General features: G+C 47.7%; 11 protein-coding genes. 10 read left to right on the top strand and 1 reads right to left on the bottom strand.

Features of this window, described 5'->3' with window-relative positions:
• Window positions 1–159: 159 nt before the first annotated feature.
• Complete coding sequence (locus tag B3I52_RS06960; RefSeq protein ID WP_293299841.1) at window positions 160–534, bottom strand: nuclear transport factor 2 family protein; 375 nt, start codon at window positions 532–534, stop codon at window positions 160–162.
• A 284-nt stretch (window positions 535–818) separates the two neighbouring features.
• Between B3I52_RS06960 and B3I52_RS06955 the strand changes: the two genes are divergently transcribed.
• From B3I52_RS06955 to B3I52_RS06910, 10 genes are all read left to right on the top strand, one after another.
• Window positions 819–1,253 carry a hypothetical protein gene (locus B3I52_RS06955; protein WP_293299839.1) on the top strand — a complete coding sequence of 145 codons (435 nt, stop codon included), beginning with the start codon at window positions 819–821 and terminating at the stop codon, window positions 1,251–1,253.
• Window positions 1,254–1,519: 266 nt separating this feature from the next.
• Entirely contained in the window at window positions 1,520–1,789 is a 270-nt protein-coding gene (locus B3I52_RS06950; RefSeq protein WP_414691873.1) for a DUF4134 domain-containing protein, read from the top strand.
• 9 nt (window positions 1,790–1,798) lie between these two features.
• On the top strand, window positions 1,799–2,233 hold the full coding sequence (locus B3I52_RS06945; protein WP_293299836.1) for a DUF1896 family protein: 435 nt from the start codon (window positions 1,799–1,801) through the stop codon (window positions 2,231–2,233).
• Window positions 2,234–2,319: 86 nt separating this feature from the next.
• Entirely contained in the window at window positions 2,320–7,857 is a 5,538-nt protein-coding gene (locus B3I52_RS06940) for a helicase-related protein (RefSeq protein WP_293299834.1), read from the top strand.
• A gap of 11 nt (window positions 7,858–7,868) precedes the next feature.
• Window positions 7,869–8,207, top strand: coding sequence for a DUF4133 domain-containing protein (locus B3I52_RS06935; protein ID WP_293299832.1), 339 nt, complete (start codon window positions 7,869–7,871; stop codon window positions 8,205–8,207).
• Complete coding sequence (locus tag B3I52_RS06930) at window positions 8,197–9,039, top strand: hypothetical protein (RefSeq protein ID WP_293299830.1); 843 nt, start codon at window positions 8,197–8,199, stop codon at window positions 9,037–9,039. The genes B3I52_RS06935 and B3I52_RS06930 overlap by 11 nt, the downstream gene beginning before the upstream one ends.
• 136 nt (window positions 9,040–9,175) lie before the next feature.
• The gene (locus B3I52_RS06925) at window positions 9,176–11,650 is read left to right on the top strand and encodes a TraG family conjugative transposon ATPase (RefSeq protein ID WP_293299828.1); all 2,475 of its coding nucleotides are present in this window, start codon (window positions 9,176–9,178) and stop codon (window positions 11,648–11,650) included.
• 5 nt (window positions 11,651–11,655) lie between these two features.
• Window positions 11,656–12,339, top strand: a complete 684-nt coding sequence (locus tag B3I52_RS06920) for a conjugal transfer protein TraI (protein WP_293299826.1) — start codon at window positions 11,656–11,658, stop codon at window positions 12,337–12,339.
• Window positions 12,340–12,346: 7 nt separating this feature from the next.
• Entirely contained in the window at window positions 12,347–12,766 is a 420-nt protein-coding gene (locus B3I52_RS06915) for a hypothetical protein (RefSeq protein WP_293299824.1), read from the top strand.
• Window positions 12,767–12,775: 9 nt separating this feature from the next.
• Window positions 12,776–13,420, top strand: coding sequence for a hypothetical protein (locus tag B3I52_RS06910; protein ID WP_293299822.1), 645 nt, complete (start codon window positions 12,776–12,778; stop codon window positions 13,418–13,420).
• Window positions 13,421–13,422: the final 2 nt, after the last annotated feature.

The raw sequence follows: 13,422 nt of genomic DNA, 5'->3' as shown, positions 1-13,422 counted from the left end.
TAGATAGAATGAGGGAAATGTTGATTAAGAGAATGGAAGAAATCGTATGATCTTCAGTGCAGAATAATTTAGAATATTGAATTTTGTTAAATGATCTGTAGGATCAGTTATTGCCGTTTCGTGTAAATTTTCAATTTACTAGTTCTTCTCGCCGAGCAATCAAAGGGCAGTCCCACTTCCTCCAATTACCCTGATGCCATCCTCCAGCTTTTTCCAGAAACGCACATATCTGAATTGCTGTTTAAATGCTGCGCCATCATATTCACCTTCTAAACCAACAATTAATTGGATCACTGCCGTATCCTCTATAATATTCAGTGTTTCTACAGCAGGGACAAAAGCTGAAATTTTCAGTCGTCCATCCCGATAGGTATCCAGATCAATTTTTTTAGTAACCACCTGTCCTCCGGGCAGAACAAAGAGCAGGTCATCATGTAATAAGATGTCAAGTGCCTGTACATCGCCATGCATTATAGCATTACGTAAATTCTCTTCTTGTAAAAGGATTTCTTCCCATGTTACGAAAGTTTTCATGATAAAAATTTAGTTGTACAATATTCTTAGTAGGTAGACAAACTTAATAAATTACTTATCGATCCGTAATAATTCATTTTACCGAATACGGTATAAACTCGGTATTTCTGAATATTTGAATAATTAATGCTACTAATCCTTCCAAATCCAGCTCATTTACTGCCTAAAATAAATCTTACCGACTACGGTACAGATTGTGAATTTACCCTTCGGCATCTTCCCACCTTTGTGTTGTCAGCGGAGCAATAGTAGCGCTGGTGATTTGAAAACCTAAATATTGAATTATGCTAAGTAATGTGACATGGGCGGAATACCTGGGAGCGGTTGGGGTATTGGTAGTTGCCTATTACCTGACGATCGGATTGAAGTACAGAAAAGACCTTACGGGTTTTATCCACTCACTGAAGAACAGGAACTATAACAGTGCCGAAGAAACTGAAACGATAATTGAAGATACGGAAGATATTTCATCGATGGATGAACTGGAAGCGGTGGTACAGGACCTCCGCTACGCTATCCTGGAAAGGGCAGGCAAAACTGCCACCAAACAGGAGCTTTTGGAAAAGTTCCAGCAAAGGCTGGCCAACTACAGCGGGCTGCGCAAGCCTGCCTACCGGGTAGCGATCAATAATTACCTGATACAACATAGCCAAGAGCTATGCGGAGTGGTGCTCAGTGAGGGAGAGTTGGAGCGTATATGGAACACACTGCTCCGCTAAAAATTACCTGGACCGGATAGGTTGGAATTGGTGCAGACAGGATCGTGGAGGTCCGGCCAGGTAGGACAGTCCCCTTTCTTCCCCGTGCGCAAGGGCAATGGATATATAGGGTGGGATAGCAAAGGCGGCTGTCGATTTCCGCGCCTCTCTGCAAATGGCAGGGAGGAATTGCGGAAACAAAGAAGAAAACGACATCAGAACATAAATCAGTGAATATGAAAAAGTGTGCAGGGCAAAAGCAATTAAGGATAGCGGTACTATTGGTGATGGCGCTGGCCATTTCCAATAGCCTACAGGCCCAGGACGGGCTGGCGGGCATCAACGAGGCAAATATGAAGGTCAGGAGCTATTTCGATTCAGGAACCAGCCTGATGTATGCCATCGGCGCCATCCTTGGGCTGATCGGTGCGGTGAAAGTTTATCAGAAATGGAACAGCGGCGATCCCGATACGGGAAAGGTAGCGGCCGCATGGTTCGGTAGCTGCGTGTTTTTGGTCGTAGTGGCCACGGTCATCAAATCATTTTTCGGCGTTTAGTCAAAGGTTATGCAACAGCTATTGATCGAAAAACTGGGCAGCTATATCAGCATCAACAACCCGGACCTTTTGGCCAGCCTGCAGGAAAGCTATTCGCTCAGGCAATATTTGGAAGACAAGGTAGAGGGCATTGCCCCATATATGGGCAGCCTGCTTTCCGAGCAACATGCCAGACACACCATTATCGAGCTGTGCATGGCAAGGCTGACCGAAGAACTGAAACCCTCAAAGTACAACTACCTGTATGTGATAATGGCAGAGGAATTCGAAGAAGCGTTCGCAAGATTTAGCAGGATGGGCGTACTCACCTATGAACTGCTCAATATGCTGGAACCCTGCCTGCCCGTATTTGAAAAACATGGGTTCAGTACGGCAAATCAAGAAAGCAGGGAACTGCGCTACGAGATCACCGGCACAATGGTCATCTACCTGGAAGAACAATAACCAGCATTTACGGAATAAAATAATTGGACTGCAAAACGCAGTAACGGGCAGCTATTGCCCTGAAGTGAAACGGAAAAACGTGCAGTATGGCTTACAATTCTCTAAAAAAGTTAACGGCGAACGTAGAGGCGATCAGGATCGCATTGGAATGGGAGCAGGGGAGAAAGCTGTCGGCTGGGGATATGGCCATACTGCAAACGTTTTCCGGATTTGGCGGTATCAAAGCCGTGCTTTTCCCAAAGGCGCCCATCGAAGAATGGCAGAAGCTGGGCGCATCTGAAGCCGACCAGAAACTGCATGGCAAGATGATGGAACTGCATGAGCTATTGCAGGCACATCTTTCAGAACCCGATTACCGCAAGGCCATCAGTTCTGTAAAGAACAGTATTCTTTCCGCCTTCTATACCCCTGCATTCGTTCCGGATGTGCTCTACAGCACACTTGCTGCAAAAGGCATCCAGCCCAGCAGTGTCTATGAGCCGAGCAGCGGATCGGGCGTATTTATCAATAGCGCCACAACGCATTTCAATAAAGTTCAAAAGATCACGGGTGTCGAAAAAGATTTTCTCACCTCTAAGGTACTCGCTGCCGTAAGTTCGGTAAGCGCAGTCCCGGTAAAGGTCTATAATCAGGGACTGGAGGAAGCACCGACCAATGACGATGGCAGGTATGACCTGATCGTCAGCAATATCCCATTCGGCAATTTCACGGTATATGATCCCGATCTAAGGGATAAAACTGTTACCGATAAGATACACAACTACTTTTTTGCAAAGGGGCTACAGAAGATCGGCAATGGCGGGCTATTGGCCTATATCACTACCGATGCCTTTCTGAACAGCAGCAGTAACAGGGAGGCCAGGGATTACCTGTTTGAAAGGGCGGACCTGGTGAGCGTAGTGGTGATGCCCGATAACCTGATGAAGGAGACCGGTAATACGGAAGCGCCCAACCACCTGCTCATTGTCCAGAGAAATGACAACAAGCAGGAATTGAGCCTTACGGAAAAACTACTGCTCAAAACCACTGAAGCGGAGAATGAACTGGGCAAATTTACCATCAATAGTTACCTGAGATCTGTTCCAGAACTGATCGTGGGCAACCGTGTATCAGCGGGGACCAACCAATACGGCAAGGTCAACCAATCCGTTTGGCAGGAAGGTGAACTGGAGTCCATCAGCGCAAAGTTGTCCCAAATATTGGAAGAGGACATCGCTACCAATTTCAACCCGGAGCGTTTTCAGAACCTGCAACTGGAGTTGGGCCTGAACATGGCCTCAATGGAGCGGGTCTTTACTTTTCTGGAAGTTCCCAAAGAGGAAACGGAAGGTGCTATGGTACAGTTGGGGCTTTTCGATACGGTAGAGGCACCTGCGCAGAGCAATAAGGCACAAGCCTACCTCAGTCTCAATGACCGCGAACGCATCAATGCGGATACCGCAAGGGTCATCAGTACAATACGGACTGCGGCCAATCCCACGCATGACAGTTTTCTTCTGTTAACGGCAAAGTTCAAGGGCAGTTCCAAATACGTGTACCGACTGCAATCCAATGTATCGGAGATCAAATTCACGCCCACATGGCTGAATGCAACGGAGCTGGGCAATGTCATGGACCATCTGTCAAGTGAACTGCGCAAGTTCGGCTACAGGTATAAATATGAAGGTGACAAGACCCTGGAGGCTGGCTTTCGGCTGGAGCAGGGCCATACGGGAAGGGCGAGCGGCCTTAAAAGCTATTACAGGGACGGAACACTGGTATTTAACCAGGGCCAGCTTGGTTATGTGACCATGCTGGATGAAAACCTATCCGCAGATTTCCACCCGGTGGACATATCTGTTAACCATCATGGATTTTTTGAAACCTACATCCGTTTAAGGGACAGCTACCTCGAACTGGCAGCAAAGGAAGTTGACGGGTCAGAGGTAACGGAAGCTGAGCGTACGGCACTTAATCAGAGCTATGAAGCATTCAGCCAGCGTTTCGGACAGCTCAATACAGCATTCAACCGCAGGCTGATCGGCAATGACAGCGCCTATGGCTTTACGATACTTTCCTCCCTGGAAAGAAAGGAAGGTGAGCAGTTCGTCAAATCCGATATCCTTCATCAATCGGTCCAGAAGACCGATGAACTGTTCCGGACGGAAGATGCGCTGGAGGCACTGGCCTATTGCCTGAACGAGAAAGGGTCGGTTGATATCGCCTTTATGTCCAGCGTAACCGGAATGGAAGAGGAGCAGGTCGTTCGTGACCTGGGCAATCATATCTACCTCAATCCTGCTAACGGTCAATGGGAGACCGCCGACCATTATCTCTCGGGCAATGTGGTGGCCAAACTGCAACGAGCAGAAATCCATGCGAAGGATAATCCAGAAAATCCGCAGTACCAAAGGAGCCTGGAGGCCATAATTCGTGTACAGCCGGAGAAGATACCATTTGAACTACTGGACTTCAACCTCGGTGAGCGTTGGATACCCGTAGATTTTTATAACCGCTTTGCAACGGAACTGTTCGAGACGGATACGACGGTCACCTATTTCCCATCTGTGGATACGTTCAAAGCAGCTGTCAGGGCAAATAATCCTAAAGTACTCCAGGAATATGCAGTGGTGCCGATCAATGGCAGGGCGACCTATGGCTATACGCTACTAGAGCATGCCCTGGAGAACACCGCACCTTTCTATACCTATGAGGTATCGGATGGGGAGGGCGGTACGATCCGCAGGCCGGACAATGAGGCGATACAGCTAGCCCACCAGAAGATAGAGAACATACGCAACCAGTTCCTGGACTGGCTACAGGAACAGTCACTGGCCGATAAAAAGCTGCTGGAAGAACTGTATAACGATACCTTCAATTGCTATGTGCTGCGTGAATATGATGGCAGCCATCTGAAGTTCCCGGGCCTTGACCTCAAGGCGCTGGAGATCGACGATCTGTATTCATCCCAGAAAAACGGGGTGTGGCGCATCATCCAGAACCGTGGTGCACTGGTCGACCATGAGGTAGGACTGGGCAAGACCCTAACGATGATCGTGGCAGCCTATGAGATGAAACGCCTTGGCGTAGTCCACAAGCCTGCCATCCTTGCACTGAAGGCCAATGTGGACGATATCAGGAAGGAGTTCCGTAAGGCCTACCCGAATGCAAGGATACTGGCGCCAACGGAAACTGATTTTACACCCGCTAAAAGGCTAAGGCTTTTCCATGAGATCAAGAACAATAACTGGGACTGTATCATCCTTACCCATGATCAGTTCGGCAAGATCCCGCAGTCTCCCGAAATACAGGAGCTGATATTCGGGCAGGAGATCGATAATATCGAAGCCGACCTGGAAACACTCAAAAGAATCGGCGGGGATGTGTCCCGTTCAATGCTCAAGGGGATGGAGGTCAGAAAGGCCAACCTGGAAAACAAGCTTAAGGCTGTCCGGGAGCAGATCGAGGACAGGCAGGATATGGAGATCAACTTTAAGGAATTGGGCATCGACCACCTTTTTGTAGATGAATCCCATATGTACAAGAACCTGACCTTTACCACGCGCCATAACCGGGTTGCGGGCCTGGGCAATGTGGAAGGTAGCCAGAAGGCGCTGAATATGCTTTTTGCGGTAAGGACATTGCAGGAACGCTTTGAAGCCGACCTGTGCGTGACCTTTCTTTCCGGAACACCCATCAGCAATAGTCTAACGGAAATGTACCTTTTGTTCAAGTATCTCCGTCCAAGGGAAATGGAGCGCCAGCAGATACAGAACTTCGATGGCTGGGCTGCCGTATTCGCAAGAAAGACCACAGATTTTGAGTTCTCGGTGACCAACCAGATCATCGCCAAGGAACGTTTCCGCCATTTTATCAAGGTGCCGGAGCTGGCGATGTTCTATAACGAGATCACCGATTATAAAACGGCCAGGCATATCAACCTGGACAAGCCGGAGATCGAGGAAGCGCTCATCAATATCCCGATGACGCCGGAACAGTTGGCCTTCAGCAAAAAGCTGATGCATTTTGCAAAGACGGGTAACGGTACACTATTGGGGCGTGCGCCGCTCTCCGATAGCGAGGATAATGCAAGGATGCTGATCGCTACCAATTATGCCAAAAAGATGGCCGCAGATATGCGCCTGATCGATGAAGCATATGCCGACCATCCCAACAATAAGGTCAATACCTGCGCCAGGAAAGTGCTGGAGATATACAGGGAGACCAACGAGCATAGGGGTACGCAGATAATTTTCAGCGACCTGGGCACACCTAAGCCAGGCGAGTTCAACCTCTATGATGCCATGAAGGAAAAACTGGTCAGGGATATGGGCATACCGGCCCATGAGGTCACTTTTATCCATGACTGGAGCGATAAGAAAAGGCCTGAACTGTTCAAGATGATGAATGAGGGCACCATCCGGATACTCATCGGAAGCACTTCAAAGGCAGGCACGGGACTGAACGTCCAGAAGAAGATTGCGGCCATGCACCATCTGGACATCCCCTGGAAGCCATCGGAATTTGAGCAGCGTAATGGCAGGGGCGCAAGAAAGGGCAACCTGCTGGCCAAACTGTTCCAGAACAATAAGGTCAGGAACTATATCTACGCCGTGGAGCAGTCACTGGACAACTATAAGTTCAACCTGCTGAAGAACAAGCAGACCTTCATCAGCCAGATGAAGAACTCCGAGCTGAACGTGCGCAGCATCGACGAGGGTTCCATTGACGAAAAGAGCGGAATGAATTTCGCCGAATATATCGCCGTTCTATCGGGCGATACCAGCCTGTTGCAGAAGTCCAAGCTGGAGAAAAAGATCGCCGTGATGGAAGGGCTCAAAAAAGCGCATTTCAGGGAGATATCCAGGTCTAGGTACCAGCTGGACAGCCTGGTCAAGGACAGGGAGAACTGTAGCCAGACACTTGAAAAACTTAAAGTCGACGAACAGTCCTATACCCAAAGGGTGATGCCGGACAAGGATGGCGCAAAACTCAACCCCATAGAGATCATCGGCAAACAATTTATCAGTGCCGAAGAAGTAGGCATGTACCTGATTGGCCTTCAAAAGAACTGGAGGTCGGGGCAGCCCGACAGGGTGGGTACGCTGTACGGTTTTCATCTCCATATACAGGAGCAGCACTTTTATGCAGGAACAGATAACGGCAAGGAAACCTATATCAGGGACAACACCTTTTATGCCGAAAGCCCCGATACCGGGATCAAATATACCTATAACAAGGGCTTCCCGAATATGGATAATCCCAAGCTGGCCGCCCGACATTTCCTCAACTCGATTGACAGGGTCATTGTCCTAAGGGAAAAATATGAAAAGGAAATGGGCGAGCTAAGTTCACAGGTGGCTATGACCGAAAAGATCGTGGGCAAGCCATTTGAAAAGGAAGGGGAGCTGGCTGCTATGAAAACAGAGCTGGCCTCACTGGAAAGGGAGATATCAGTGAAGATTCAGGCAAGGATGATGGAAGAGGAACGTGCGGAGGATAAAAAGCTGGAGCTGAAAGAAAAGCCGGAGGTCAGGATAGTTCCGTTGATCTCCCCGGCCAAAGCTGTGAATCTGGGAGAGATAAAGCTACTACATCAACCACACATAAAACAGCCGGAAAGAAAAAGAGGGATAGGGATTTAAAAGTTTAGATTATGGCAAACAGTATTTATAAGATCAACAAGGGCATCAATAAGTCCATTGAATTTAAGGGATTGAAGGCCCAGTACATATGGTACCTGTGCGGTGGTGTACTTGCGCTGCTCATCATTTATGCAGCCATGTACATCGCTGGTATCCCATCGTATATCTGCATCGCTATGATCGCGGTGCTGGGAACATTCCTGTTCATCAAGGTATACGCCATGAGCAGGAAGTATGGAGAGCATGGGCTTATGAAGGCGTTAGCAAGGAAGAGTACACCCAAAGCCATCAGGAGTTATTCCAGGAAGCATTTTGTTAATCCTAAACAACTTATGGTAAATGGAAAATAGGATCGATATCGGCTATAAGGGTCTTTTTTACATTGACATGGATTTTGGTAAGGTCATAGCGCATGCTGATCCTTCTAATATCATCGCTTTGGAAAAATTGCCCTTGCATGAGATCAAGGGAACTAAGTCCTATATAGAAATCAATTCGCAATCTCTGATCGAAAAGGAAGATCCGTCCAATATCATCCTGTTCAGCGATATGCGGGACCATGGTACCCATTATACGATGTGCTACCATCCCGGATACAGGAACTGGCCATGTGAACTGGACCCGCCAGCGGAAAGTTCAACCATTACGATACCACCATTAACAGTATTGGACCCTGAAGGGATGGCCAAAAAGTATGGGGTTTCTATTGAAAGTCTCAAAGCAATGACCGACCTGGAACTGCTCAACCCGAACTACAATGGATTTCTCGAACGGGTTTCGGGAAAGTTGCCGGAGATCGATATCAATGGTGAAAGGTTTATTGTCGATCTACAGAATGGAGAACTAAGGTCTGTAGAAGATCAAAAGTGTGTACTCCTGATCAAAGATCTTGAACCCGGTTTTTTGGATAATGATTTTTCTTACAGCTTCCGGTATGATCCCATCAAGCGAGGGGTAATTAATAATGATATGCCAGTTAGCAATAAACAGATTATAAAAGTTGCGCTCCCACCAACTATCGAGCTCGACCCGGTTTGGGTAGCGCGGTCAATGGGGCTTCCCGACAAGGAATTTATCAGGGATTATCCCATCAAAAAGGAACTGAAAGCAAGAGTAGAAAGGTTGCGGGAGGCCATTAAAAAGGTTGTCCATCCAAGAAGGGCAAAGCGCAGAAAGTTATAGCAGAAGAACGCAAATTGGCATGTCGGACAATAAAAAAGCCAGGCATGGAAATGCCCGGCAGCTCTATTCTATATGAAAGAATGTAGCCCCGGGATGAAGATAATAGAAAATTGATTGAAGTAATAATAGAAGAGATATGGAAAAGATGATGGAAGAACTGTTTCCCCTTTCCGGAATAGAACATGATTGTATCCTGAGCAGGAAAGGAGATATTACCATAGTATTCAAGGCCCGGTTGCCGGAGATATTTACCATGAGCGACCAGGAATACGAAGCATTCCACCATGCCTGGATCAAGGCCATCAAAGTGTTGCCAAGGCATACAGTCCTGCACAAACAGGACTGGTTCATCCAAAGCAGTTTCAGACCGGATTTTGAAAGGTCATCAGGTAGTTTTTTGTCAAGGAGCAGTGACCATTTTTTTAACGAGCGTCCCTATCTGGACCATAGCTGTTACATCATGCTTACCCAAAAACCTTCAAACAGAAAAGCTGCCAGTTCTATGTTCAATAGTCTGCTCCGCAGATCCATTGTACCGGAACAGACGGTCAATAAACAAATGCTGCAGGACTTCCTGGATGGTGCAGGCCAGTTCAAACGAATCTTGGAGGACAGCGGATATGCAGTGCTTGAGCGATTTAAGGAGCCGGACCTGCTCAGCCAAAGGCGGCAGGTAGGCATTATTGAAAAGTATTGCTCACTTTCGGACAACCTGAATAATATCCTTGTCAGGGATATCGATTTTAAGGATGGCATCCAGGTTGGCGGCCAGCATTGCCAGCTCTATACGCTTTCGGACGCCGAGGACCTGCCGTCATTATGTGGCTCACGGATAAATTACGAAAGGTATTCAACGGACAGGACCAAGTTCAGCGTAGGGTTCTCCTCAACACTGGGCCAACTGCTACCCTGTAACCATATCTATAACCAGTACATCTTCATCGAAGACGCACAGAAAACACTATCGAGACTCGAGTCCAAACGCCTGAGGCTACAGTCGCTTTCTGCCTACAGCAGGGAGAATACCATATCAAGGGATGCGACCAACGACTTCCTGAATGAAGCAATCGGACAGCAGCGCTTGCCGGTCAAGGCACATTTTAATGTGCTGGTTTGGACGGATCATAAAGAAGAGCTGAAGGACCTTAAGAATATGGTTTCCTCTGCATTGGCGCAGATGGATGCGGTGGCCAAGGAGGAAACCGTTGGAGCGCCGCAGATCTACTGGGCGGGCATGCCGGGCAATGCGGCGGACTTCCCGATGAACGACACTTTTGATACGTTCGCAGAACAGGCTGCCTGCTTTCTCAATCTCGAAACGGGCTATAAGACCTCACTAAGCCCGATAGGTATCAGGCTTGGCGACCGTCTGACGGGAAAGCCAGTGCATGTCGACATCAGTGATGAGCCCATGAAAATGGGTATCTGTACCAATAGGAATAAATTTATCCTCGGGCCATCGGGAAGCGGTAAATCCTTTTTTACCAACCATATGGTGCGCAGCTATTATGAACAGGGCACCCATATCGTCCTGGTGGATGTAGGACATAGCTATAAGGGGCTTTGCGATATGGTCAAGGGCTACTACTTTACCTATAGCGAAGAAAATCCCATCAGGTTCAACCCGTTCTATATCGGCGAGGGCGACAGCCTGGACACCGAAAAAAAGGAAAGTATCAAAACCCTGCTACTGGCGCTCTGGAAAAAGGATGATGAGGAGTTTAAGCGAAGCGAGTACGTGGCACTGTCCAATGCCATAGGGGGATACTATGAACACCTGGAAGCCAACAGTGAAATATTTCCCTGCTTCGATAGTTTTTTTGAGTTCCTGAGGGATGAATATGTGGACATACTCCGCTTTGACAAGGTTAAGGAAAAGGATTTTGATATCGACAACTTCCTTTATGTGCTCAGGCCTTATTATAAGGGTGGTGAGTTTGACTACCTGCTCAACGCGACAGAGAACCTGGACCTTCTACAGGAACGCTTTATCGTTTTTGAATTGGATAATATCAAGGACCATCCGATACTGTTTCCGGTGGTGACCATCATCATCATGGAAGTGTTCATCAATAAGATGCGCAAGATGATGGGGCAGCGCAAGATGATCCTGATCGAAGAGGCATGGAAGGCGCTGATGAAGGAAGGCTTTGCAGAATACATCAAATACCTGTTCAAGACGGTAAGAAAATACTTCGGGGAGGCCATCGTGGTTACACAGGAAGTAGAAGACATCATTTCCTCGCCTGTAGTCAAGCAGGCCATTATCAATAACAGTGATTGTAAGATACTGCTCGACCAAAGCAAATACCAGAACAAGTTTGACCAGATCCAGGAACTGATGGGGCTTACCGAAAAAGAAAAGGCACTCGTGCTTTCTGTGAACAAGGCCAACGATCCTTCAAAAAAATATAAGGAGGTGTTTATCAGTCTTGGCGGGATGCTCAGCAAGGTTTACCGCACCGAGGTAAGTATCGAAGAATACCTGGCCTATACCACGGAACAGTCCGAAAAGGTCAGGCTGGCCGGTTTTACCAAACGTTTTGGTGGAGACATCAGAAAAGGCATTGCGGCAATGGCAGAGGAAATCAGGAATGGAAATCTAAAATAGGAATTATGGGAAAGTGTAGAATATTAAAAGTAGGAGCAATTCTAATGCTGCTGGTGTTCCAGTCCGCGGGAAATGCAAATGCCCAACTGGGACTGGCAGATATCATTGCCGGGGCGATCAAGAAAGTGGTCAAGGCGGCTGACCTGAAGATACAGCGTCAACAGAACAAGGTTATCTGGCTACAGAACGCACAAAAGACGCTGGAGAATAATATGGCCAAAATAAGGCTTAAAGAAATTTCGGACTGGACACAGAAACAGCGTGACCTGTACAGCGGCTATTATGATGAACTCAAAAAGGTAAGGGCGGTCATCAGCTACTACCAGCGCATCAAACAGGTAACTACGGTCCAGTTGGGGATCGTCCGGGAATACAAAAGAGGGATGAACAGCTTTACCCTTGACAACAATTTTTCTGCATCGGAACTGGATCATATCTCCAAAGTCTATTCCGGGGTGCTATCGGAAAGCCTGAAACACCTGGACCAACTGAACATGGTGGCCAATTCTTTCCGAACGCAGATGAGCGATGCCCAGCGGCTGGAACTAATCGAGGATGCGGCGGTGAAAATGGAAGTCACCTATCGTGATATCGTCCGTTTCAACAGGCAGAACGTGCAGGTGAGCTTTTCAAGGGCCAGGCAAAAAGGGGATATGGAAACGGTCAGCAAACTTTACGGTATTAAATAGTGCAGGGATGAACGGGATACTTGAAGCGCTGGACGAATTTGTTTCCGAAATGAATGAAAAGGGGTATGACCGGATGTTCCATGTCAATGCAGAGTACACAGGTGGATTGAAAGAAAGCATGCTGGCCTACATGGAACAGGTCGTATTGGGAAGGGAAAAGGCCCTAGATAAGGGGATAACCTTATACACCTATTTAAGATGGGATGGCACTGATAAAGATCATATTGATGCATGGATGCCTGTGGAACTGAAAAATGGCAGTTTTCATGTCCCTAAGATGAGCATTACACTCGGGAACAGGTACGGCAGGATCAGGAGTGTGGAACTAGAACTGAAGGACAAGCCGGTCCCCGCAAAAGCGGCCGTCATCGCAGCTATAGTTCCTTCCGGTCAACAGGTGAAAAAGAAAAAGGGTTTTAAACTTTAAACAAACGAGATGAAAGCAATAACAATGATACTATTGGTCTCCCTGCTTGGTTTAACTGCGGTAAAAGCCCAGACATGGGCAGAGTGGTTCAACCAGAAAAACACGCAGAAAAAATACCTCATCGAACAGATCGCGGCACTGAAGGTCTATGGCAGTTACCTGTCCAAGGGCTATAGCATTGCCCGGTCGGGACTGGGAGCTATTGAAGGATTTAAGGATGGAGAGTTCGGGTTGCACCGTGCTTATTTCGGTTCGCTGGGCACCGTACATCCGGCCATTGCAGGATCAGAAAAAGTGAGGGAAACCATGCTGCTGGAGCAGCGGGCTATCCAATACCTGGAGGCACTTTCCAATAACTGCCAAAATTCTGGCCAACTCGTGCCAACGGAAAAAAGATATACCAAACAGGTATGTACCAAATTTTTAAGGGAGGTAAGTGCTGCGCTCGATGAACTGGAAGACCTGACCACAAATGGCAGGCTCCAGATGAGCGATGACCAGCGGATAAAGCGGCTGGACCTTATCTGGGAGCAGGCAAAGGGCCATTACAGGTTTGCCAGGAATTTCCATGCCTCCACGATGAACCTTATTTCTGAGCGAAAAGCGGAAGCTGAACAGCTCAAACAATCAAAAATGATCAACGGGATAAAATAAGA

It is taken from the genome of Pedobacter sp. UBA4863, from assembly GCF_002399615.1.
In the GTDB taxonomy this organism is placed as follows: Bacteria; Bacteroidota; Bacteroidia; order Sphingobacteriales; family Sphingobacteriaceae; genus Pedobacter.
This window is presented reverse-complemented; position numbering and strand designations above follow the sequence as displayed.